General features: G+C 47.4%; 26 protein-coding genes. 6 read left to right on the top strand and 20 right to left on the bottom strand.

Annotated features, from left to right (window positions below):
- Window positions 1-172 precede the first annotated feature (172 nt).
- From ispF to accA, 8 genes are all read right to left on the bottom strand, one after another.
- Window positions 173-646: a 2-C-methyl-D-erythritol 2,4-cyclodiphosphate synthase gene (gene ispF / locus Q8L79_RS07885; protein ID WP_305269861.1), complete on the bottom strand. Its 474-nt coding sequence runs from the start codon at window positions 644-646 to the stop codon at window positions 173-175.
- Window positions 643-1,335 (bottom strand): 2-C-methyl-D-erythritol 4-phosphate cytidylyltransferase, encoded by a 693-nt coding sequence (ispD, locus tag Q8L79_RS07880; RefSeq protein ID WP_305269860.1) that lies wholly within the window; start codon window positions 1,333-1,335, stop codon window positions 643-645. Before ispD ends, ispF begins: the two co-directional genes overlap by 4 nt.
- A 78-nt stretch (window positions 1,336-1,413) precedes the next feature.
- The gene (locus Q8L79_RS07875; RefSeq protein WP_305269859.1) at window positions 1,414-1,683 is read right to left on the bottom strand and encodes a septum formation initiator family protein; all 270 of its coding nucleotides are present in this window, start codon (window positions 1,681-1,683) and stop codon (window positions 1,414-1,416) included.
- A gap of 87 nt (window positions 1,684-1,770) precedes the next feature.
- The gene (gene eno / locus Q8L79_RS07870; protein ID WP_305269858.1) at window positions 1,771-3,051 is read right to left on the bottom strand and encodes a phosphopyruvate hydratase; all 1,281 of its coding nucleotides are present in this window, start codon (window positions 3,049-3,051) and stop codon (window positions 1,771-1,773) included.
- 13 nt (window positions 3,052-3,064) lie between these two features.
- Window positions 3,065-3,898: a 3-deoxy-8-phosphooctulonate synthase gene (kdsA, locus tag Q8L79_RS07865; RefSeq protein ID WP_104429477.1), complete on the bottom strand. Its 834-nt coding sequence runs from the start codon at window positions 3,896-3,898 to the stop codon at window positions 3,065-3,067.
- The gene (locus Q8L79_RS07860; protein ID WP_305269857.1) at window positions 3,898-5,529 is read right to left on the bottom strand and encodes a CTP synthase; all 1,632 of its coding nucleotides are present in this window, start codon (window positions 5,527-5,529) and stop codon (window positions 3,898-3,900) included. Before Q8L79_RS07860 ends, kdsA begins: the two co-directional genes overlap by 1 nt.
- A gap of 162 nt (window positions 5,530-5,691) precedes the next feature.
- The gene (gene tilS, locus Q8L79_RS07855; RefSeq protein WP_305269856.1) at window positions 5,692-7,110 is read right to left on the bottom strand and encodes a tRNA lysidine(34) synthetase TilS; all 1,419 of its coding nucleotides are present in this window, start codon (window positions 7,108-7,110) and stop codon (window positions 5,692-5,694) included.
- Between the two features lie 14 nt (window positions 7,111-7,124).
- On the bottom strand, window positions 7,125-8,093 hold the full coding sequence (accA, locus tag Q8L79_RS07850; protein ID WP_305269855.1) for an acetyl-CoA carboxylase carboxyl transferase subunit alpha: 969 nt from the start codon (window positions 8,091-8,093) through the stop codon (window positions 7,125-7,127).
- A 279-nt stretch (window positions 8,094-8,372) separates the two neighbouring features.
- On the opposite strand from accA, the gene Q8L79_RS07845 reads away from it, so the two are divergent.
- The 4 genes from Q8L79_RS07845 (at window position 8,373) to Q8L79_RS07830 (ending at window position 9,787) form a co-directional block, all read left to right on the top strand.
- Window positions 8,373-8,684: a hypothetical protein gene (locus Q8L79_RS07845; RefSeq protein ID WP_305269853.1), complete on the top strand. Its 312-nt coding sequence runs from the start codon at window positions 8,373-8,375 to the stop codon at window positions 8,682-8,684.
- A gap of 193 nt (window positions 8,685-8,877) precedes the next feature.
- Window positions 8,878-9,135, top strand: a complete 258-nt coding sequence (locus tag Q8L79_RS07840) for a type II toxin-antitoxin system Phd/YefM family antitoxin (protein WP_305269851.1) — start codon at window positions 8,878-8,880, stop codon at window positions 9,133-9,135.
- Window positions 9,132-9,407, top strand: a complete 276-nt coding sequence (locus tag Q8L79_RS07835; protein ID WP_305269850.1) for a plasmid stabilization protein — start codon at window positions 9,132-9,134, stop codon at window positions 9,405-9,407. The genes Q8L79_RS07840 and Q8L79_RS07835 overlap by 4 nt, the downstream gene beginning before the upstream one ends.
- Window positions 9,408-9,523: 116 nt before the next feature.
- Complete coding sequence (locus tag Q8L79_RS07830; RefSeq protein ID WP_305269849.1) at window positions 9,524-9,787, top strand: restriction endonuclease; 264 nt, start codon at window positions 9,524-9,526, stop codon at window positions 9,785-9,787.
- A 120-nt stretch (window positions 9,788-9,907) separates the two neighbouring features.
- Here Q8L79_RS07830 and Q8L79_RS07825 read toward each other — a convergent pair whose 3' ends face one another.
- The 10 genes from Q8L79_RS07825 to Q8L79_RS07785 form a co-directional block, all read right to left on the bottom strand.
- Window positions 9,908-10,639, bottom strand: coding sequence for a TIGR02281 family clan AA aspartic protease (locus Q8L79_RS07825; RefSeq protein ID WP_305269848.1), 732 nt, complete (start codon window positions 10,637-10,639; stop codon window positions 9,908-9,910).
- Window positions 10,640-10,669: 30 nt separating this feature from the next.
- Window positions 10,670-10,903 carry a DUF6794 domain-containing protein gene (locus tag Q8L79_RS20120; RefSeq protein WP_370869898.1) on the bottom strand — a complete coding sequence of 78 codons (234 nt, stop codon included), beginning with the start codon at window positions 10,901-10,903 and terminating at the stop codon, window positions 10,670-10,672.
- A 42-nt stretch (window positions 10,904-10,945) separates the two neighbouring features.
- Window positions 10,946-12,622 (bottom strand): hypothetical protein, encoded by a 1,677-nt coding sequence (locus tag Q8L79_RS07820; RefSeq protein ID WP_305269847.1) that lies wholly within the window; start codon window positions 12,620-12,622, stop codon window positions 10,946-10,948.
- Window positions 12,623-12,625: 3 nt separating this feature from the next.
- Window positions 12,626-13,372: a hypothetical protein gene (locus Q8L79_RS07815; RefSeq protein ID WP_305269845.1), complete on the bottom strand. Its 747-nt coding sequence runs from the start codon at window positions 13,370-13,372 to the stop codon at window positions 12,626-12,628.
- On the bottom strand, window positions 13,369-13,584 hold the full coding sequence (locus tag Q8L79_RS07810; RefSeq protein WP_305269843.1) for a hypothetical protein: 216 nt from the start codon (window positions 13,582-13,584) through the stop codon (window positions 13,369-13,371). The genes Q8L79_RS07815 and Q8L79_RS07810 overlap by 4 nt, the downstream gene beginning before the upstream one ends.
- Window positions 13,585-13,589: 5 nt before the next feature.
- Entirely contained in the window at window positions 13,590-13,958 is a 369-nt protein-coding gene (locus Q8L79_RS07805) for a hypothetical protein (protein WP_305269842.1), read from the bottom strand.
- Window positions 13,959-14,002: 44 nt separating this feature from the next.
- Window positions 14,003-14,323 carry a transposase gene (locus Q8L79_RS07800; RefSeq protein WP_305269840.1) on the bottom strand — a complete coding sequence of 107 codons (321 nt, stop codon included), beginning with the start codon at window positions 14,321-14,323 and terminating at the stop codon, window positions 14,003-14,005.
- A gap of 141 nt (window positions 14,324-14,464) precedes the next feature.
- The gene (locus Q8L79_RS07795) at window positions 14,465-16,576 is read right to left on the bottom strand and encodes a C4-dicarboxylate ABC transporter (RefSeq protein WP_305269838.1); all 2,112 of its coding nucleotides are present in this window, start codon (window positions 16,574-16,576) and stop codon (window positions 14,465-14,467) included.
- Window positions 16,576-17,466, bottom strand: coding sequence for a cysteine synthase CysM (gene cysM / locus Q8L79_RS07790; protein WP_370869897.1), 891 nt, complete (start codon window positions 17,464-17,466; stop codon window positions 16,576-16,578). Before cysM ends, Q8L79_RS07795 begins: the two co-directional genes overlap by 1 nt.
- A gap of 111 nt (window positions 17,467-17,577) precedes the next feature.
- Window positions 17,578-18,267, bottom strand: coding sequence for an HAD family phosphatase (locus Q8L79_RS07785; protein ID WP_305269834.1), 690 nt, complete (start codon window positions 18,265-18,267; stop codon window positions 17,578-17,580).
- 162 nt (window positions 18,268-18,429) lie between these two features.
- On the opposite strand from Q8L79_RS07785, the gene Q8L79_RS07780 reads away from it, so the two are divergent.
- Complete coding sequence (locus Q8L79_RS07780; RefSeq protein ID WP_305269832.1) at window positions 18,430-18,978, top strand: RNA pyrophosphohydrolase; 549 nt, start codon at window positions 18,430-18,432, stop codon at window positions 18,976-18,978.
- Window positions 18,979-19,143: 165 nt separating this feature from the next.
- On the opposite strand, the gene Q8L79_RS07775 is transcribed toward Q8L79_RS07780, so the two are convergent.
- Window positions 19,144-19,386 (bottom strand): hypothetical protein, encoded by a 243-nt coding sequence (locus Q8L79_RS07775; RefSeq protein ID WP_305269830.1) that lies wholly within the window; start codon window positions 19,384-19,386, stop codon window positions 19,144-19,146.
- 509 nt (window positions 19,387-19,895) lie between these two features.
- Between Q8L79_RS07775 and Q8L79_RS07770 the strand changes: the two genes are divergently transcribed.
- Window positions 19,896-20,900: an EAL domain-containing protein gene (locus tag Q8L79_RS07770; RefSeq protein WP_305269828.1), complete on the top strand. Its 1,005-nt coding sequence runs from the start codon at window positions 19,896-19,898 to the stop codon at window positions 20,898-20,900.
- Between the two features lie 79 nt (window positions 20,901-20,979).
- Here the strand turns inward: Q8L79_RS07770 and Q8L79_RS07765 are convergent, their stop codons facing one another.
- On the bottom strand, window positions 20,980-22,944 hold the full coding sequence (locus tag Q8L79_RS07765) for a helix-hairpin-helix domain-containing protein (RefSeq protein WP_305269826.1): 1,965 nt from the start codon (window positions 22,942-22,944) through the stop codon (window positions 20,980-20,982).
- Window positions 22,945-23,593 lie beyond the last annotated feature (649 nt).

Genomic DNA, 23,593 nt, shown 5'->3' with positions numbered 1-23,593 from the left:
AAGTGCCCTGCACTCCAGCTCTCGGCAACTTCCTTAAAAATCCTTTGCGCCGGTTCCCAGACTAGAGATTTAGGAACCGGCGCAAGATGTGTATATTGATGAGCGCAACGTGTAGGAACCAGGGGAAAGCTTTACTTAAAGTGTTCTCTTTGAGAGCTAACAAAAGTAACGTTTATTTTTCGATCAGAACTATCGCCTGTACGGCAATCCCTTCTTTGCGCCCTTCAAAGCCGAGCTTTTCGGTGGTAGTCGCTTTGACATTGATGCAATCGACATCCACATGCAAATCATCGGCAATATTGCGACACATGGCGGCGGTATGCGGCGACATTTTTGGAGCTTGAGCAATGATGGTTATGTCGGCGTTGATCAGCCGATAACCTTTTTCCTGCACGATGCTATAAACATGGCGCAATAAAACGCGGCTGTCGGCACCTTTAAATTCGGGGTCGGTATCTGGAAAATGCTTGCCTATGTCGCCCAAGGACGCCGCGCCCAATATGGCGTCGCACAATGCATGCAACACCACATCGCCGTCGGAATGCGCCTCCAGGCCTTGCTCATAGTCTATTTTTACGCCGCCTAGGATAACGTCGCCGCCATCCTTGAAACGGTGCACATCGTAACCTTGACCTACTCTAATCATTGTTGCTCCATATAAAATTGCGCTAATGCCAGGTCTTCCGGGCGAGTGATTTTTATGTTGTCGGGGCGACCCTCGACGATTTTCGGCTGCAAGCCCTGTAATTCCAAGGCGCTGGCATCGTCGGTGATGGCGGGGTTGCCTTGCGCCTGTTCCAGCGCGGATTTCAACATGCCGTAACGAAACATCTGCGGCGTCAATGCTCGCCAGATATGGCTTCTATTCAGCGTTCCGGTGATGATATGACCTTGCACCTGTTTCAATGTGTCCGGCGATGCCAAGGCCAGAATGCCGCCTACTTCATCGTTAATCAGGGAGTCGATCAGGTAGTGAATATCGGCTGCAGTAATGCAGGGTCTGGCCGCATCATGCACCAATACCCAATCATCATCGGACGCTTGTTCCCTGATGATCTTTAACCCGGACAGCACAGAATCCGCGCGCTCTTTACCGCCAGGAGCAGTAATGATATTTTTATGTTGCGATATTGCCAGATCAGGCCAGTAGGGATCTTCTTCGGAAACCGCAACGGCAATGGCGGCAAAAACGTCGGCCTGCAACAAGCGCAACAGGGTATGTTCTATGACCGTTTTACCGGCAAGTTCCAGATATTGTTTAGGCCGATCGGCCTGCATGCGTTTGCCGACACCGGCAGCTGGGACGATGGCCCAGAATTTTATTGAATGGGTCATGGATAAAAAAGGCGAAGAGCTAAAGGCGAAAGACGAAAGGCTAAGGGCGAAAAAAGCACCAGCCTTTCGTCTTTCGCCTTATTCAAGCACATGAAAAAAAGTCTCATCTTCCTTAATCATCCCTAATTCATTTCGAGCCCGCTCCTCAATCGCTTCCTGTCCTTTGCGCAAATCCAGCACTTCAGCATAAAGAGCTTCATTACGCTCTCTTTTTTCCTCTGCCTGCTTTTTCAGATCATCAAGTCGCTGTTGATAGGCATTGATCTCGGCAACACTGCCGTCACCAACCCATATCCGGTATTGGAAATGGATAATTAACAGGATGATAATTGCAATGATGATTTTCATGGACGAGGCGAAAGGCTAAGGGCAAAAGGCTAAGACGTAAAGTTCACAGTTTTTCACCTTTCGTCCTTCGCCTTTCGCCTGCTTTTTTTACAACATTTTAAACGCGCTGCGACCTGCGTAAACCGCTAAGTCACCTAATTCTTCTTCAATTTTCATCAGGCGATTGTATTTAGCGACACGGTCGGAACGACTTAAAGAACCGGTTTTGATTTGTCCTGTGCCTGTGGCAACGGCCAAATCGGCAATGGTGGTGTCTTCGGTTTCGCCTGAACGATGCGACACAACAGCGGTGTAACCTGCGGCGTGAGCGGTATTAATCGCTTCCAACGTTTCGGTCAAAGTACCGATTTGGTTTACTTTAATCAGGATTGAGTTGGCAATACCTTTCTCAATGCCTTCTTTTAAAGTAGCTGGATTAGTTACGAATAAATCATCGCCGACCAATTGGATTTTGCTGCCTAATTTTTCGGTTTGATCTTTCCAACCAGTCCAGTCGTTTTGATCCAGGCCGTCTTCGATAGAAATAATCGGATATTTATTGACCCATTCAACGAAGAAATCATTCATTTCAACCGAATTAAAGCTTCTGCCTTCTGCCGATAATTCATAACGGCCGTCTTTGTAGTATTCTGAACTGGCTGCGTCCATACCCAAGAAAATATCGACACCGGCCTTGTAGCCTGCTTTTTCGATCGCTTCCAGAATAACTTCAATAGCTTCTTCGTTAGAAGATAAGTTCGGTGCAAAACCGCCTTCATCACCCACTGTTGTTGCCAAACCTTTTGCTTTTAAGACTTTGCTCAGGTTATGGAAAACTTCCGCGCCGTAACGAATCGCTTCACGGAAAGTCGGTGCGCCGACCGGCAGGATCATGAATTCTTGCAAATCAACGCTGTTGTCGGCATGCGAACCGCCGTTGATGATGTTCATCATCGGTACCGGCATGATGAACTTACCGCTGGTATTCAAGTGACGGTATAAAGGCACGCCCGCTTCTTTAGCCGCCGCATGAGCCGCCGCCATTGATACCGCTAGAATGGCATTAGCGCCTAAACGACCTTTGTTTTCAGTGCCGTCCAGTTCGATCATTTTTTTGTCGATGCCGGCTTGGTCAGCGACATCCATACCGACAATCGCAGCGCGAATTTCAGTATTAACATTGTTAACAGCCGTTAATACGCCTTTACCCAAATAACGGGCTTTATCGTTATCACGCAATTCTATCGCTTCGCGCTCGCCGGTCGATGCGCCGGATGGCACCATAGCACTGCCGATCACGCCGGACGCCAAAATCACGTCCGCTTCCAGAGTCGGGTTGCCGCGTGAATCTAAAATTTCTCTTGCACGAATATCTACTATTGCAGCCATTATTTTTCCTTATTTAGAGAGTTGTTTCGATCAGGCTGCTAGCTTTTACAGCGCTGTCGATAGTTAATAAAACTTCCAGTAATTCTTTCATTCTGTGTAAGGGCCAGGAGTTGGGACCGTCACTTTTCGCTTCCGCAGGATTCGGATGGGTTTCCATAAACAGTCCGGCAATACCTACCGCAACGGCGGCTCTGGCTAACACGGGTACAAACTCGCGTTGTCCGCCTGATACTGTGCCTTGTCCGCCGGGCAGTTGCACCGAGTGAGTCGCGTCGAAAACTACGGGGCAATCAGTGTCGCGCATAACCGCCAACGAGCGCATATCGGAAACCAGGTTGTTGTAACCGAAGGATACGCCGCGCTCGCAGACCATAATCTGCTGGTTTCCGGTTGCCTTGGCTTTATTGGCGACATGCACCATGTCCCACGGCGCCAGAAACTGGCCTTTTTTGATATTGACAGGAATACCTTGAGAGGCGACTTGCTGAATGAAATTGGTTTGCCTGCACAAAAACGCAGGCGTTTGCATCACATCAACAACCGAGGCGACTTCGGCCAGCGGTGTATCTTCATGCACATCGGTCAAAACCGGCACACCGATTTGTTGTTTGACTTTTTCCAGTATTTTAAGCCCTTGCTCTACACCGGGACCGCGATAACTTTCGTGCGATGAGCGGTTGGCTTTATCGAAAGACGACTTGTAGATAAAGGGTATGTTTAATTGGGTCGTTAATTCTTTAAGATAACCCGCTGTGTCCAGTGCCATTTGCTCACTTTCAATAACGCAAGGACCCGCTATCAAAAAAAACGGCTGATCTAAACCGGCTTCAAAACCACATAATTTCATTACACTGTACCTTTTTTATGTTCAAAAGCCGCGACTACAAAACCGGAAAACAAGGGATGGCCTTTTCTGGGTGTTGAGGTAAATTCCGGATGGAATTGGCAAGCCAAAAACCATGGATGATCTGGGATTTCTATCACTTCGACCAAACGCCCATCAATTGACTTACCGGAAAAACGCATACCGGCCTGTTCCAGTTTTTCCAGATACTGGCTGTTAAATTCGTAACGATGACGATGTCTTTCGGTGATCACGTCTTTCTGATAAAGCTGGAAAGCCAGCGAATCGGATTGTAACCGGCATTGCTGCCCGCCCAGACGCATGGAACCGCCTAAATCGGATTCTTCATTGCGAGTTTCAAGTTGGCCGCCCTCAGCCATCCATTCAGTAATCAAGCCGATCACCGGATGCGGCGATTTGGGTAAAAATTCGGTGCTGTGCGCACCTTCCAATCCGGCAACATCGCGGGCAAATTCGATAACAGCAACCTGCATCCCCAGACAAATACCCAAATAAGGGATTTTATTTTCCCGCGCATACTTGACCGTGGCAATTTTGCCTTCCACGCCGCGTTCGCCAAAGCCGCCCGGCACCAGAATTGCATCGACGCCTTTCAGCCTGGCAACGCCTTCATCCTCTATCATTTCCGAATCGATATAGACGATGTTAACTTTGGTACGGGTGCGGATTCCGGCATGAATCAACGCTTCATTCAGCGATTTATAGGCATCGGAATGATCGACATATTTACCGACAATAGCGATGGTCGTTTCGTTGACAGAGTGCTCCAGGGCTTCAACAACGGCTTCCCACTCGGACAAATCCGCTGGCGGCACATCCAGGCGTAACTTGTGAACGACAATTTCATCCAGTCCTTGATCATGCAGTAACAACGGAATCTTGTAGATCGAACTGGCATCGACCGCAGAAATAACCGCTTTTTCTTCCACGTTGGTAAACAAGGCGATTTTACGACGCTCGCTGAGCGGCACCGGCTGTTCGGAACGACAAATTAAAATATCCGGCTGTATACCTATGCTGCGCAGCTCTTTTACCGAATGTTGGGTCGGTTTGGTTTTTATTTCACCGGCGGAACGAATATACGGCACCAGCGTCAAATGGATAAACAGCGACCGATCGGAACCCAGTTCAAAACGCATCTGCCGGATAGCTTCCAGAAAAGGCAAAGACTCAATGTCGCCTACCGTGCCGCCGACTTCAATCAAGGCAACATCGACACCCTCGGCGCTTTCATAAACACGACGCTTAATTTCATCGGTAATATGCGGAATGACCTGAACCGTCGCTCCCAAATATTCACCTTTGCGCTCTTTGCGCAAAACGCTTTCGTAGACCTGCCCCGTTGAAAAACTGTTCTTTTTGGCCATCGTGGTTTTAAGAAACCGCTCATAATGGCCTAAATCGAGATCGGTTTCGGTACCGTCTTCAGTAACAAATACCTCGCCATGCTGAAAAGGACTCATAGTGCCCGGATCAACATTAATATAAGGATCAAGCTTGGTCATGGTGACTTTGAGGCCCCGAGACTCGAGAATAGCAGCAAGTGAAGATGCAGCAATGCCTTTGCCAAGAGACGAAACAACGCCACCGGTAATGAAAATGTATTTTGTCATGTAGGATTTTTAGTTCATAGGATGGGTGGGGTACGAAGCCCATCAATCGCGAACGACGGGCTTTCTTGGTCAACCCATCCTAATAGCTCTGATGAAGTTAGGTAAAACCAGCACATTTTAATCGACAATGTGCTTCTCGTCATTGTCTTTTGGGTTTAATTCTTAACTTTGCAGCAGCAAGCTGATGCAACCCTTTGTTTTTTCACTATAAAATACAGCACTGATCCAAAGGTCGCCGACGGCGGCCAGCGTATCATTCAGGTAAATCAAAGGCATCACGTCCCTTTCCCAAGGAGGAATACCTACTTCCTGAAACAGGTTTTTCAGCGAATGACGACCTTCACGCCCCGGCAAGCGGATTTTTTCACCGCCCCGGCGAAATCTCACCTCAACAGTGGCAACCTGCCACCGCTCACGGGATATTCCCTTTGAAGACGGCACGCAAGACAATGTCCGATCATCGGTAATTTTTATCGACGCTTGCCCGGCAGGCCAAACACGGTCTTGGGGTTCCGTTCCGGACAGATTGGTCACGCCAGGCTTTCCTGCCTGACGCCCTCCGGGTAAATGCAAATCTGTTCCCGACAGATTTGTCAGGCAATACAGCTTATCCCGATAACGGCGAATGCTGTAGCCCTGTCCCGACAATACCGGATCACGATGCCCCGCTGCCGCAACCACCTCGTTTAAAATCCGTTCGACCTTCGCCTGCGCGGGCATTTTTAGCCCCCTATGCCGAAACCAATGCCTGATGACAAGTTGCTGCGAATGGCTGTGATGTTCCGCTAGTCGACTGATACACAAGGTCTTATCTACCGGATTAAAAACCGCACCAAATAGCTCATCGGCAACTTCATCGACCAGTACCTGCGCATCCGCGCAATGTTTTGCCGAACGCGCCACGGTTTTGTCGATTGCCGACCAGCGTTGTTTTAGCAGCGGCACAACCGCATTACGCAGGAAATTGCGGTCATAATCATTGCTCTGATTACTGGGATCTTCAACCCAGCTTAATTGATGCGTCTGGGCGTAATCGCTGATCGCCTGTTTGGGCGTATTCAGCAAAGGCCTGAGCATCACACCCGCCCCGAAAGCCATGCGCTCCGGCATTCCGGAAAGTCCGCGCAAGCCGCTGCCGCGAAACAGTTGCAGCAACACCGTTTCCAACTGATCTTCCCGGTGCTGGGCAAGCAGCAACGCATCATCGGCTTTAATCAACGATTTTAAAACCGCGTACCGGGCGTTTCTGGCGGCTTCTTCAGGGCTTTCGCCCGGCACCGCCTTGGCATTAACCCGTAGCGTTAAGAATTCAACACCCAGATCTTTGGCCGTTTTTTCACAATGTTCGGCCCAGGATTCGGCTTCGGCCTGCAAGCCGTGATGCACATAAACTGCGGTGAGCCTGCCTTTGAGTTGAGGTATAGATGCGCAACAATGCAGCAAAACGTGGGAATCCACGCCGCCGCTGTAGGCGATATAAAAACTTTGGCGCTCGTTCCCAAGATCAAGTTGCTTGAAAACGCTGCAGCAAAAATCCTCGTAGAGACTCGAATCTTTAACCTTTCGCCTTTCGCCTTGCACCTTTCGCCTACGTTCTACTTCCCGCCTTCTTCGGTAAAAACACCAAAATCCATAATCCGTTGATAGCGCCTTTCCATTAAATCATCAACAGATTGCCGCATCAAATCATCCATATGACGAACCAGCGCGTCTTTTAAGTTCATGGCAATAACTTTAAAATTCCTATGTCCGCCGCCTAAAGGTTCCCTGACCACTTCATCCAGAAAACCCTGCTCGCGAATACGATCCGAAGTAATACCCATCGCCTCGGCCGCCAATTGCGATTTATCCGCGCTTTTCCACAGAATCGATGCGCAGCCTTCCGGGGAAATAACGGAATAGGTGCTGTATTCCAGCATGATTAAACGGTCGCCGACACCAATAGCCAGCGCGCCGCCGGAACCGCCTTCGCCGATAATGGTGCAGATAATCGGCGTTTTCAGCTTGGCCATTTCAAACAGGTTTCTGGCGATTGCTTCACTCTGACCGCGTTCTTCCGCGCCGATGCCCGGATAAGCTCCCGGTGTGTCAATCAGGCAAATAACCGGCATTTTAAAACGCTCCGCCATTTTCATCATGCGTAATGCTTTACGGTAACCTTCCGGGCGTGGCATACCGAAGTTGCGATAAATTTTTTCCTTGGTGTCGCGTCCCTTTTGATGACCGATCACCATAACCGGCTGCCCCTCAAGGCGAGCCAAGCCGCAAATAATCGCAGGATCATCGGCATAAGCGCGGTCACCGTGCAGCTCATGGAAGTCGGTAAAAATATGTTCCACATAATCCAGCGTATAAGGACGCCCCGGATGGCGGGATAATTGGGAAATCTGCCAATCGGAAAGATCGGTAAAAATCGACTCGGTCAGCGCCTGACTTCTGTCTTCCAGCTGTTTAAGCGCGTCGGAAATATTAATGTTGTTGTCAAACTGCACATTGCGGAGTTCTTCAATTTTCGCTTCTAGTTCAGCGATGGGTTGTTCGAAATCGAGAAATTTTAGGTCCATGTAGACTTGATCTGAAAAGTTGTTGCAGTAAGGGGTGATTTTATCGAAATTCAGCAATTTTTTCTAAATAAATTACGGACTCCAATTAACCTAAAAACCGCAACTTATCCACAAAAGACACGAAAGATACGAAAGATACCAAATAAATCAGCACGTTGTGTTTAACGCACTATTCCCCCGCTCCTTTTCATGCCCGTTGCGTTCACTGCTATTAAGCAAGATTAAGATGAACTGAGTACAATTGCACCCTGCAGCCACCACTAACAAACAGGATAAAAAATGACTGAAAACTTACCAGTAACAAACAAAGTTACCCACTGGCAACCGTCGGCAGGCGAAACAATCGCAGGCGTCATTCAAGGCAGTGGCACTTTTAAAAATTCAGTCTATGACGAACAGAAAACCATGCTTTTACAGGATGATAACGGCTCGGTTGTGAGTGTTGACCTAAATCGTTATTTGATACACAGCTTGAAACAACATAACGCCGCGTTGGGGGATTTAGTAACAGTGACTTTTCACGGCAAAGAGCAGAAAAACAACGGGCGTTCTTTCAATCGGTACACTTTGCTGGTTGATAAGCTTGCTTGATCAATATAAAAAGACGATAGCCTAACCAATAAGCAATGAATCTTTTACACCCTCTCGGGTTATGCTAACCCGACATGGCTTCATCTTGTACATCCACAAAAAACGCCCCTCAGTCCCCTGCTTTTAGCATTTGATTTAGAATACGGTTAAGCGTATGGTTAATCACACTCTTAAATATTTTATGGGAAATATCATGGCTGGAATCAGTGCGAATGAACTGAAAACAAAAGGCGTTTTGGCGATCCAAACGGCGTTGGAACAACAAACCGAAGCGGTCATTTCCGTACGCGGCAAAGACCGCTTTGTGGTGATGAATATTGCCCACTATCAGTATTTGCGCGAATGTGAATTGACCGCCGCTTTGGTCGAATCCAACGAAGATATGGCGGCAGGACGCTATGTTAAAGAGTCGGCAGAAGAACATTTGGCCCGGCTGGAACGGATGGAATGAGCTACACCCTGGTTTTTACCGAACACTATAATCACCGTGCTTTACACTATATCAAGCGTCATCCTGAGCTTAAAAGACCGTATCTAAAAACACTGCAATTGCTGGAAACCAATCCGTTCCATCCCTCTTTACGCTTACATGCTTTGCACGGAAAGCTGCAAAATCTACATTCGGTTTCTATTAATTTGTCTTACCGTATTACCCTGGAATTTCAAATCAGCGAGGCGGAAATTATCCTGATTAATATCGGCGATCATGAAGCGGTTTATTAACAGACACGCTATTTCTCTTAAACACTCACAGCCTCAGTTTTACATTAGCATGGTAGGGCGGTTTCGCCTCAGCAAACCGCCAATCAACGCACAACGCCGATAACAGCCAATCGAAGTTGCGGCGGATTGCTGGCGCGAATCCGCCTTACAACGTTGATATTATCGCTAATAAAGATGGAATTAAACTAGCGCTTCAGTGTAAGTATTATTCGTCTCCTGTTGGTAATAAAGCAGTTCAAGAAATATTCGCCAGCCTATCTTTTTATGGGCCTGATTACGGCGCGGTTATCAGTAACTCAACTTACACAAAAGCAGCGCAAGCATTAGCTAATTCAGCGGGAATTAAACTGCTGCATCACTCTGATGCTATCCAATTTTAATACTAATGTTTTTTATGATGCTAATTAATTCAAAGTTACCAAAGCATTTTCCGCGACAATCAATAGGGACCCTTTTGAGAATCCCTAAACAATAACAGCTAAGAGGCTATACCCTCTTTATCAACGGCCGCTATAAGTTGTTTTGCATGCCTTATTTTTATCACAGGTAACCGTTTTTTTCACAGTGACCGGTTTTATAATAGGCTGCGGCATTGGAGCCGTATCAAAGGCGGCTGCTTGCGCATTCGTTATCTGGTACACCCGCTGGTTATTGGCTACCAGTGTTAGCGTATTTCCGTTTTGCGTCATGTGGAAATACTTCAATGTATTCATGCCAATCAATACTTCGTCTAAATGCTGGTTGATACTGGCTTCGAGATTTCGTATTTCCGCGTTGCCGATTTTCAGACTATTGATTTGTGTTAGGCGATCAGTGACTAGGCCGCCTGCTGTGTGCGTTTGTATCGAACGCCCAAAAGGTAAGCCAGCTGTAATTGCCATTTTTGCCGGAATTGCGGTCGTGGTTGCACCAGTATCTATCATAAAGGGCATAGGAACATTATTGACCAGGGTGATTCCCCTGAAATGTCCCTGACGGTCAGATTTTAAAATAACGCCACCAGACACTAAATCAAAAGGCTTCTCGTTAACGGGTAAAGGCATAATCGCCGTTCCATGCATCTTGTCCAGAAGACCGTCTGCTCCATACCAAAGCCCTGCAATTGTAATGAGGGGATATAAGAGATATTTAATCCCCGTGCTACTTTTCCTGGATCTTCTAGGTTTTTGGTTGGGCGATTGATGTGCCGGTTTATTTCGTTCGCGGTAATAATCGCGATCCTGTAACCCCATTATTATCTTCTCCTAAGAGTTTGTAACAACTTAAGTCTGTAGTGATTGCCACAATGCCAGAATAACCATCCCAGAAGCATCATCCGGATGAACAGAATTGTATAACTCGTTATTGTTACACGAAGCCAGTAATTTACTCCCTTGCTCATGCAGACCAAAAGCATTCCGGATAGCCATGCCTAGGCCAAAGTGCTGTAAGGCGTATATTTGTAGGGTGGATTCGCCGCGAGGCAATCCGCCGCAACTACGGCAGACTGCTGTCATCGACGTTGTGCGTGTGTGGCGGTTTGCTGTCGCGAAACCGCCCTACGGGCTTGGGGATTCTTGTACATCGAGGTAGATTCCGAGATTTTTATTAGTGAAACCGTTGATGGTGAGCGTGTCGTTCACAGTCAGGGTGGTGCCGCTCAGGGTGTATGCGTATTTGCCGTCCTGGCTGTGATAGACGGTTTCGCCTTTTTTCCGGCTGCCGCCATTTAAGGTACCGCCATCGAATACTACGGTTCCTTTTCCATCGCTGTCCGAGAGGGCGTCGCCTGCGCCTGCGTAGTAGGTGTCGTAGCCGGTACCACCATTCAAGTTGTCGTTGCCCTGTCCGCCTTCGAGATAGTCGTTACCGTCATTGCCGGTGAGAATATCATTGCCGCCTCCACCGTAGAGATGGTCGTCATTGCTTTGTCCGGTTAAATTATCTCCCAGGTTATTATCGCCATATTTAACATAGCTGATGGCGGCATTATCAGGCGAGGATAAATCCAGCTCCGCCACTTGCTGCTGAATTCCTCCATTGATGTATTGCTGGTATATCTTGGGTTGACTACCCGAAATGTCGCTAACATGATTTGTTGCATGCGTTTTAGCCCACAGAAAGTCGGCACGGTCAGCCAGCCATGAGTCGGTCAATGTGCCTTCACCGGTGGCCGGGTTGTATAAGGACAGATCGCTCGGGTTAGCGTAGTTGATGCCGGTTAAGGCAAAGATGCTCAGCGATTGGAGCGCGTTGCGCGTCGCTAGTCCCAGTTCATTGTTGAGCTGGGCCATGCTTTGCAAACTGCCGGCATCACGGTTGTAGAGATTCTCCAAGCCAATGCTCTGGCTATCTGCTCCTAAAGCGGAGAAGAAGGTATGGGCTTCGGCAGCAAAACTGCTTTCGGTGGTTTCGGTTAAAGGTTGCCCTTCGTAGGCACTGCGGAGCATGTCGAGAACGTTGCTGGGGGTTTGTTTATCAATCAACGACAAGGTTGTCAGGATATTGGAGTTTTCCACTGTACCCGAAAAATACTGCATCAGTGACCCCGTGAAAAGCAATCCCGCTTCAGTTAACAAAGGGTCACTATCCCAAAAAGGCTGTGCCTGATCAACTGCGACTTGCAATGATCGGTAGGCAAATAACACGTTTTTAAAATCATCAAGCGTATCGACTACGCTGGCATTTTGGTCGCTTAACAAACGGCCTGTTTGTTCTGATCCTAACGAAGAGAATAAGACAGCGCCTGCCCAAGCAGAACTTTTGTTTGAGTTAGCCGCGTTATCATTTGCATCTAAGTAAGTTGCAAACAGTGTTTCTGCTACTGCTGTAGAATCACGACGGGCTATCAGGTCGATAGTAGGAAGTTGACCTCTAGGATTAGCAGCTGATCCTAAAATATCCTCAATTACAGATCTCGCCACGGCATTGGAGGCATTCTGCATTTCGTCAGTGCTGAACGCGGTACCCATACGCAAAATCGCCTGCTGATTGGTATATTCACGGATCAGCACGGAAAATACACCATCGCCGCTATTCGCTTGCGTAGCGCCGACAAGCCAAGATAAAACCTGCCTTTGATTCTGATCTATCAACAGACTTGAGGCAATGAGTTCGTCTCTGATATAAGCATAGACATTCGAGTAATTCGGTTGTCCTACCCCGAGTTGAGTGTCAGCTTCGGTATATAGCCGTTCGATTTCTTGTAATTGTAATTCTGTAAATTGAAAAGTCATTCCTTATTCCTCTTTGGCTGCTTTCATACTGGTTTCGATAAAATCTAATACTCGCGTGTGTATTGCCCGCCAATCACGCAGATGTTTCTTGTAAAAACGCACGGTAACACACAGATCGGGACGTAAGGCATACACAGACTGACATCCTATTGTTTCTTCTTCTTGGCTTGGACGAGTACGTCCACGGCAAACGGCGACCATTTGCTCTCCGTAAATCGGCGACAAAACCTCAGATTTGTCCATCATGAATATTTCAGCTTCATTGCTGCGTCGATTGTGGTATTCAAGTAAACCAAGTTTTGCATTAAAAATAGGTTCAAAGTAATTGCGTTTGTAGTCGGCTTGATAGAGAGCTATATTTTCTAGCCGCTGTTTTTCTGTAAAAGGTGGCTTACTTATGCAGTAATCATCAATAAAAACCAATATTCCATCATAAATTTGAGCTTTTCGTTCTTCAGGCGATTGTTTTTTGCGCGAAACCGCTCTAAATCCTGGCCAATATCCACGAAACATAACACCTGCTTTTGGATCAATATCTCCATAATTCATCGGGAACTTAAACCGATAGCCATCAAATTCAACTGTTATCATCTCAGTTCTTTCTACTGTTGTGGATTCTTGGGCAATAATCTTGCCGCGAGGTGGTTTAGGTGGTAATTGCTGCGCCCGAAAATAAAGTCCCATCATAATTACAATCAGCACACATAGACTGAGAATGGCGATCAAGATTATTTTGGCTAGATATTTCACGCGCTGCCCACCAGAGTTTCATTGACCTGCCTCGCACCGACAAACCAATTGTAAGAAAGTCCAACTACCGCATCGTCTCGCGGACTAGTAACAGCCCCCGCCGAATCAAGAACATCAAGAATATATTGATACGCAGCAAAATAGCTGCCTGCTACTTGGGAGAAAAATAGGGGACGGAGCCCGATATTCTGTTCAACATTCCTGTTCATCATTACACTCATTTCCTCATCAAGTTAAAATCACACTGTCTCGTTACATCATCGATCCCTTTTTTCCTTGGACGCCCCGGCGTTCCAAGTCGAACCGATCTTGCAAGCGTCGCTTCGATTTCATCCTTGAACCGTTCGCTACCCAAGGCAGTACCACTATTCACCGACTCACGAATCGCTTTCAGTGATGCCTCGTCCATTTGATGACGAAATAGTGCTTGATAAGCCGCCTGCCTGAGCTCGTCAGTTGCACCAAGAGCGAGATAGCACGCATGATCCCGTATCAATTTATCCGCTTGACCTAACGCGTGGGCTCCATAGCTCGACCATCTATAACTGCTCGCACTCTCCACCATTCCCGCACGAACAGGATTCAACTCGATGTACCGGTAGCACGTCAGCAGGTATCCTTCCGAATCAATCAGACTGGACTTATAACGCCTTCCCATAACGTGCCGCTACGACGGTAGACGTGGTTCACGTATTGCACATAGCGGCTACCAAGGTAGCGCATCAGGCATGACAGGCTTTCGTCGGCCTCAGGCGTGACCAACAAATGAACGTGGCTTGTCATCAGCACATAGGCGTGAATGCTACAGCCATATCGCGTCGCGCCTTCCAGAAGGCTGTCCAGATAGGATTGATAGTCCTCGTCTGCAAAAAAACAGGCGGCGCGGTTGTTCCCACGCTGTATCACGTGTTGCGGCACACCTGCATGTCTTACACGGGCTCTACGGGGCATCTTTTTCCTCCGGCCATATTAGGAATATTTCATAGGGGAACTGCATAATCCATAATCGGGCTCCGTCCCCTATTCTCCTCCTGCAAGAAGCCGAGTCAGCGCTGTATCTCTCTATGAAAAATAAGTCACTTGAACTGAACGTCACTCAATGATCACTTCATCCGATGTCGAAATACGCTTTAACCGCTCCATCAACACATTCCAGTCAACGCGAGGGTTATAGCCGATCACATCAATTCGCGGCAGACCTCCGCCGGTAATAATGGCATAGCCGGATTCTCTAGCCTCTACACCCATCAACTGACAGACGCCGTCATGCAAATAACAGCCCAGACCGAGCTTGTCGTAACCGAAGGTTTCAAAAAAACGTAAAAAACTTTTGGACAGTAGATCAGCGGCGCCACCGCCACCTATGTTGGCGATGTTTTGTACCGCTTTTTGGCTGATCCTGTGACGGGAATCATCGTTTTCCGGCGTACCCAGCCACGCGAAAAAAGTGACCGGACGCCAGTTTTCCATATACAACTGCCGGACATAACCCGATAACTTGCCGGTAATGCCGCCGAATTCAAACTTGCCGGTTAACTGATCCAGATCGAGGTTTTCAATTTCCAGATCGCTGTGAAACTTGGGGAAATCGGTAAATAATCCCGAAGAGGCTAAATTGCTGACTTTTATCTCACCGTCGAAAACCTTGATGATCAGTTCGCCGCCCAGGCTCAGGGTTTTGTTGCTGTACTCGACTCGGGGAATATAACCGCCGATAGTACCCGATAACGGTGCCCAGTTCAGGGCCAGGGACAGTTGTTCAAGCGACACGTTGTTTACGTCGCCTTCAAAGGAGACTTCAGGGTCCTGCTGCTTTTTTGCCTTCCAACTGAATTGATGAATACCGATTGTGCCGCCCAAAAAAGGCAGTTGGGTCTTTTTTAGCAACCGGATACTGTCAGCCCGACTCAGAAATGATAGCTCTGCCGGGCCTATCGGCAAGGAATATACCTGCAATTGCTGCCACGCAAATCTCGACGGTCGGCTAAAGATTTCATCGTCCGACCAGTTAAGCTGACCTACGCCGCCCAGAATTTCACCACGTCCGGCTGCATCCTTAACATCAAGATTATTAAAGGTTGCCGCCAGCGCGGTTAAAGCTTGGTGATCAATTGAAAAATCGGCTTTTAAATGGCCTGCTAGCGTAACGCTTTGCAATACAGTTTGCTCAAAAAACGGTTTCAGGTAAATGGCAGACAAATCCTGCACATTCTTACTGTTCAACGAAAGCTGGGCCTTTTCAAGGCTTACGCCGTCCTTATATTGAACGATTGCGCTGCCGCTTAATTCCCCAACTTTTGAGTGCTTGTAGTTTGCAGCGTTAATTTCGACGCTGTTGTTTGCTGCGTCCCAATTACCCTGTGCTTGCCAGACTATATTTTGCCCGGCCATTTCCAGATATAAAGGGTCCACATACAACGCGCCGCCGTTAATATCGATATGGCTTTGCCATTGCCACAAGCCGTTATAGTTTTTGGCGCTCAACGTTGATTCCAGCATTAATGCCTCAGTGGCAAGCTGCCCATCTTTGGTCTGCCCGGTCAAACTATTAACCCCGGAAGTTAAGGTAAATTCCTTGATCGACGCATGACTGCCGGACGCATTTAACTTAATATTGATTTTGCCGCCTTTCAGTTTGAATCGTTCCTGCGGCAACAGCAACTGTTGAATCAACTTGCCATCCACAGCTTTGGCGTCAATCTGCAACTGCCATTCATCGCCCTGCTCTTCGCCATCAACCGCAACGGTTCCACCGGCCAGATACAAATCGGTTAGCCTGAACGAACTGCGCTTTTCGGTAACGTGAAAAGAAAAATTGGCGGTCGGCGACTGCCACCGTTTTGAACGAATCTCCGCCCTGCCCTGTTGACACAACATTTCCTTGTTTTGCCATGTGAAAGAAGTACAGCGGATATTGACCAGGTTGAGGTCGTTGAAAGGTTTGGGCAGGCTTAACTTCGCGATCGTTAAGGCCAGTTTTTGCGGATTTTGCGACAGGTCGGTCAGGGCGATATTGACGCCTTCCAGCTTCCATTGGCTTCCTGCGATGGTTCCGACATTAAGCGATACGCTATTCAGTGCATTAGCGGCGGGTGTTGTTAGAACAAAGACGCTGATCAGGATGAGCCTGTTCAGCGCCTTTGTGGGAGCGGCTTTAGCCGCGACAATCACGGCTAAAGCCGCTCCCACATATACCAACAGCATTAACCAGGAAAAACACCCGTAGACAAATACCGGTCGCCCCGGTCACAGACAATCACCACAATCACCGCATTTTCAACTTCTTCAGACAATTTTAAGGCAGCATGAACAGCGCCGCCGGATGAAATACCGGCAAAAATACCCTCTTGAGCCGCCAAAGCGCGGGTGACGTTTTCAGCTGAAACCTGGTCGACATCGATAATCCGGTCAACCCGATCAGCCAGATAGATCTTCGGCAAATATTCCTTGGGCCAGCGTCTGATGCCGGGGATTTTAGACTCGCCTTCGGGCTGCACACCGATCACCTGAATATCGCTGTTTTGTTCCTTCAGGAATTTTGAAGTTCCCATAATCGTGCCGGTGGTGCCCATGGAACTGACAAAATGGGTTACTTTGCCCTGCGTATCGCGCCAGATTTCAGGACCTGTGCCTTCATAATGCGCGCGCGGGTTATCAGGATTGGAAAACTGATCCAAAACTTTCCCCTGACCCGCTGCCTCCATTTCCCGGGATAAATCAATCGCCGCCTCCATGCTCCCTGCGGCTGGCGTCAAGATGATCTCGGCACCGTAAGCTTTCATTGAAGCCCTGCGTTCTTCGCTCATATTATCCGGCATAATCAAGGTCATTTTATAACCCTTGATCGCCGCCGCCATCGCCAACGCAATGCCGGTGTTGCCGCTGGTCGCTTCAATCAGCCGGTCGCCGGGTTTGATCTCGCCTCTTTCCTCGGCATGTTTAATCATACTCAGCGCCGGGCGGTCTTTTACCGACCCGGCCGGATTATTGCCTTCCAGTTTAACCAGGATAGTGTTGCCGGTATTGCCGGGCAAGCGTTGCAGTCTGACCAGAGGCGTATTGCCGACAAAAGATTCTATGGTTGGAAAAGTCATGATAGTCATTGTGATAGATTGTGAAGGCGATAAATAATCGATTTAAAAGACTTTCACCACGAAGACACGAAGTCTTATTTCTTCGTGTCTTCGTGGTGAATAATTGTGTTTTCATTTTTGAAAATGATGTGTCGGACATTCGCCGTTTCTCAGGCTGATAATCGGCCAGTTGGCAGCATCGGCGAATTCGGTCAGTTTTTCATCGGGATCGACTGCGACCGGATGGTCTACCAGCTTGAGCAGCGGCAGATCGTTGTGTGAATCGCTGTAAAACCAGCTGTCCTGCATGGTTTCGTCGGTTGAGTCTTTTAACCAGGCTTCCAGCAACTTGACTTTGCCTTCCTGAAAACAAGGGATGCCGTTAAAGCCGCCGGTATACCGGCCATTGATAAATTCCGGCGTGGTCGACAGTAAGTTTTCAATGCCGTACAACTCGACTATCGGCTCGGTAACAAAACGGTTGGTTGCGGTAATGACCAGCAACGTATCGCCCCGGTCTCTATGTTTAGCGATCAGCTGTTGTGCCGATTTTAACAGCAGCGGCTTGATGGCTTGTTCTATAAATTGCGCCCGCCATTGATAAAGTTGATCAGGATCATTGTCCGCCAACGGTTGCAGTGAAAAACGAAGAAACTCAACAATATCCAGAGTGCCTTGTTTATAGTCATCATAGAATTTGGCGTTGGCGCTTTCATAGCGACTTTTATCAACAATTCCCTGGTCTACAAGAAACTGTCCCCATAAATAGTCGCTGTCATCGGCAATCAGCGTGTTATCCAAATCAAAAATCGCTAAGCTCACGGTTAATCCTGTCTTGAGTAATTAAAAAGAGCCGTGCGCTATGGCATCTGCACTTTATTTATGGAACAATGCTGTCATTAATTTAAATTACTGACCTCTCTTTAATAATTTTACCATCAGCAAGATTAAAGATATAGGAAAGGTAAAAACACAGGTTTTAACATGATTGACTCTAAAGGATACCGACCGAATGTCGGGATCATCCTTTGCAATGACGAGGGTCGCGTGTTCTGGGCAAAACGAATGGGTGTAAACTCATGGCAATTCCCGCAAGGCGGGATTAATCCGAATGAAGACCCAGAAGCTGCGATGTATCGGGAATTATGCGAAGAAACTGGACTGCAAGAGCAGCACGTCGAGGTGCTTGGCCGTACGCGCTATTGGCTGAGATACCAATTGCCCGAGCGTTATATACGCAAAAACTCCCTGCCTTTATGCATAGGCCAAAAACAAATCTGGTACATGTTGCGCTTGATGACGCATGAATCCAATGTGCGTTTCGATCAGTGCGCCAAACCGGAGTTTGATGACTGGCGCTGGGTGGATTACTGGGAACCGCTTAAAGATGTGGTGTATTTTAAGCGCAAGGTTTACCAAAAAGCGATGAGCGAACTAGGTGCCATTCTGACCGCCGATACTATTCCTGTTAATGCCGCAGGGTATTTAGCCAAGGAAATTGAAAAGGCAAAAGACAAAAGACGCAAAAAGTAACAATGCCATAACACTCCCACGGCATCATAAACAAGCCGTGGGGAAGATCATCTCTGCTACACTTTTTTCCTCGAAAACCTGACTTACCTAGTGGTTCATGCCGTCAGACAAACCGGACTTCGAGAATGAATGCCCTTGCGACCATCTCCACCGGCTTGGCACCTGTTATTTTTTAGTTGCCGGGGCAATTCCTACCCTTACTGGCGGCAGCGTGGTGATTTTTATCGGCGGCAGCTCGGTGACTGCAATATCGGCACCCAGTTTTACCTCGACCGGTTTATCGAGAGCTATAGAAATGGGTTTATCCGTTGAAACATTCAGGTTCACAGTAAGCGGGCAACCTGATAATGTAATTGAAGCAAGGATTATAAATTTCGATTTAAAAAATACTTGAAGAATATTATTCATATCGATCACCTCATTTTTGTCTGGTTCCCAAGCTCCAGATTGAAAACCCAGGAGACGAAGCTCTCGCTTCGGGAGACGGGAAGCTGGAGCTTCCAGACTGGATTACCAAACCGGGAATTGGGAACCAGCCAAAAATCAATTTGTATCTTATTAATATTTATCAGGATAAAGAGTTCAACTTTTTTAATCAATTAAGTGCTATTACCTAACAGTTGAACTCAATTAAGCTGAATAACTTACGCTACCCATCCACCGAGTGGCGCCAAAGTGCGTGAGAAGCCCTACATCGCCCTATAAAACTACCCGTCTTACCGCTTTATAAAAGCACATCAATACAGGAATTAACACTTATAATGGACTCGAATACGAATTTAACGACATCCTTCACTGCGGGTTGGTTTTTAAATTATTTTTCAGCATAACAAAACTCACAAACAAATATAACGAGGCGTTTTATGCCATGTAAATGTCACCAATTACCTGACATTCCTTCCGGGGCAGGTAAGATTATGTTTACTTTTCCAGATGAAATGTTCAGAGAAAATTTTGTCATGGTTCTTGAGGAGTTCGATCATATCGCAGAACAGATTGACGAACTGCTAACGGTTGTTACCAGCGATATATCCCTCTTAATACGCCAACTCTGCGCACATCAATGTTTTTCCGAACAGGAAATGGCCTCTATTAATGCCGCTATTTTGCAACCGGGAGAACAGATCAGTTTCTCTTTGCTTAATAAATTAAAACCTTTGAGTCGTTGGGGTGGATTGCTCGCTGCCAGTGATTTGCTATATGTATTGGATAATCGCGCTTTGCAGATAGTATTTCAACCGCTGGTGGATGTACTTAAAGGCGAAATTTACGGTTATGAGTGTTTAATGCGCGGCTTGCGTGCCGATGGTTCGATAATTGGCCCGGAAGTCTTGTTAGAGCAAGCCAAAAATGCCGATTTGTTGTTTAATCTGGATCGTTTAGCGCGAGAAATGGCATTGCATCAAGCAGTTGCCTCGCAGTTGCAAGGGCGTATTTCCATTAATTTTTTACCTACAGCCATTTACAACCCCGAAATGTGTTTACGTGACACGGTGGCTTGGGCGAAAAACCTGGGTATTGATCCGGCACGTATTATGTTTGAAGTCGTAGAAACAGAAAATGTAAAAGATTTTGGACATTTAAAATCTATTTTGGATTTTTATCGCAAAAAAGGCTTTAAAACAGCATTGGACGATGTAGGTTCCGGTTATGCCGGATTAAATATGCTCGCCGAGTTATTGCCTGATTTGATCAAAATCGATCGAGCCTTAATACAAAATATTGATCGATTACCTATTAAACAGTCTATTGTGGAGGCTTTAATCAATATTGCCAAAGCCAATAATATTGAGGTACTGGCCGAAGGCGTAGAAACGGAAGCTGAACGTGATTATTTAATGGCGCAAGGTATCAGTAAGATGCAAGGCTATTTATTTGGCAAACCCAGTGCAGTGCCACAATTACGGATACTCGAAACTTAATTTTTAGGCCTTGTAGGCGGACAACGCCGGTTTGAGCGACAGCGAAAACCGGCGTTGGGAGGCTTTTCCGGCAACACACTTATTCCGGTTTACCCAATAGCGCCAAATAATCCTCTTCATTAATAACCCTCACTCCCTTTTCCATAGCGGCAGCGATTTTTGCAGCTCCTACATCAGAACCGGTGACCAAAAAATCGGTTTTTCCGGTAACTGAGCCGGCAACTTTTGCCCCCAGGAGTTTGGCTTCTCTGCTCATGTCATCACGTTTACCGTGGACCATGGTGCCGGTAAAGACGATGGTTTTGCCGGAAATCGGGCTGATTTTTTGCTGTTGCTCGGCGATTAAAGGCGTCGGGACTAAATTAAAGCCCAGCTGATAGATTTGCATAAAATCGGTTTTAATTTTTGCCAGACATTCAACCACGGCGGCGCTGGTTTTTTCGGCGAAGCCTTCGATATTCATCACGTCTTCAACGGTCAGATTGAAAATATCGATCAGATGGTGATGTTGAAGCAGGCGTTCGCAATTGCCCAAACCCATTCGGTGAATACCGAACGCGCCCAGAAAGCGCCAGTCTTCAATCGCTTCAGTTCTACTGCGTTGCAATTGATCCAGCAGGTTTTGTGCAGTTTTTTCGCCAAAACCCATGCCCTGCAATTGCTCCATGCTCAGCTGATAAACGGCATAAATCGAGCTGATGCCAAAAGTGTGAAGTTTTTCTACGGTTCTTTGCCCGAAACCATCGACATTAGCCAGAGTTCTGAAAAAATGCTCGATAGTATTTTCAATTTGCGCCGGGCATTTCGTAGTGTTCAGGCAATAAAGGTAATCGCTATCCCAAACCAGCTCGCTGCCGCAACTGGGGCAATGTTCAGGGATTTGCGGCGTTTTGGGAATAATGACCCGCTCGATTTTGGGTATCACCAAGCCGGAGCGTGTTAATTCAATCAGCGTACCGGCACCGATACCCAGCGTCTTGACCATGCCGTAATGATGAGCCGTTGCTCTGGAAATCATCGCGCCGCTGAGTTTGGTCGGCGTCAGTTCGGCAACCGGATTAACCCGGCCGGAACGGGAGGTTTGCGGGGTAACTTTCAGGACTATCACTTCAGCGGATGCTACATTGTTTTTATAGGCAATCTGCCAGCGGTGGTGGTGCCGCGTGGCGCCCAGGTACTGTTTTATGCGTTCATTACCGATCAACTCAAAAACGACACCGTCCACATCGTAATCGACCAGCTTATAAACGGTTTCGATGACGTGGTCGAAATCGGCCAGCACCTCGACGGCAGAGCCTTGCCAAGCGGGCAGTTGGGAAAATGGAAAAAACACCGCCGCATGGTTTTGTATAGCTTCTAAAGCATGTTGTTCCAAGTCTTTTTCTTTAATGATACTGGCTTGAAAATTCCGGGAATTTTCAAAATGGTCAGCCAAATAATTATTGAAATAAGTTTGGCTGACCACGATTTCGCCTGCACCCTGCCCTCTTTCACCATTGCCGCCGACTATCAAGCCACGCTCAAAAACCCGGCTAATATCTGTGCCTCTGCGACCATCGCCGCGCGTGTACAGCATCTTTCCGTCATCGTAGGCTGCATAGCCATCCAGCTTGGGCGTGGCACGAATCATCAGGGTGCAAAAATCCACGCTGCAATCATTGGCGGCTTTTTCCAGCCGGGACAGCCATTTTTCAATGCCATCTCGCGTATAGGTTTTTTCCGTTGACAGCATAGGCTCCGGCAACGCGACGGTCTTACCAACAGCGACGATTTCCGGCTCGACAGTTTCTAAATACGGGTGATGGGGATGGCGTTTTTGCAGTTCTCCCAGAAAAATAAAGTCATAATCCGCATCGGAAATAAGCGGCTCGCCGCTGCGATACAAGGCATTGCAAACTTGCAAAAACTCAAGCAGTTGCTCATCGGTCAGTTGCTGGGGATCAGCCAGTGTTGCGATTTGAGCAATCAGCTCAGGTGACAAGTGGAGGGATTCAAGGTCGGCTTCTTTAAGAAGCTCTAACTGCGTATTGCTGAGAGATGGCATCGTGAATAATCTGAACGGAAATTAAGGATTGCGCTGAAAAATGCGCTAGTTCCCAAGCTCCAGCTTGGGAATTCAGTGCTGGAAGCTCTAGCTTCCTGTCTCGCGAAGCTGGAGCTTCGCGATCTGGGTTACCAAGCTGGAGCTTGGGAACCAGCACAAAAAATAAGCATTGTAGGGTATGCTGCGCATACCTTTAGGCTCCAATGATATGCACAGCGTACCCTATAGAGATCATGCCGGACGGGGCTGCAACTCCGTCCGTAGGTTTCACATAGTGTCAAATTTAAACAGTGCGAATGGGCTAAAGCTCGGCAATTGCTCCCTGCATTGCTCTACCTCCCCCATCCTTGGGGCCGTACCTCCTGCATAAACCACACGGATGTGGTGAATGCAGATATTGCAGGAGCAATATATCTGTCCATGCAGTCGTATTTTTGGTGTTCGATGTGTTTACCGATGGTATCCAGGCTTATTTTCATTAATCAGGCGTAATGAACTTTCAGTGATGGAGTGCTTATCCCAATCCAGGTAATGTTCTTTAAAGCCACTGATTTTTCTGATGATGGTATAGCTGTTTTGATGCAGTATAGTGGACCCCAAAAAACAGACAGTAGTTTAAGATGGTGTCTATCATAAAAAGGTAGGCTTA

Origin of the sequence: Methylobacter sp. (assembly GCF_030680395.1) — a bacterium.
Lineage (GTDB): Bacteria > Pseudomonadota > Gammaproteobacteria > Methylococcales > Methylomonadaceae > Methylobacter_A.
Note: the sequence above shows the minus strand (reverse complement) of the source record. Positions and strands in the feature narration are given on the sequence as shown.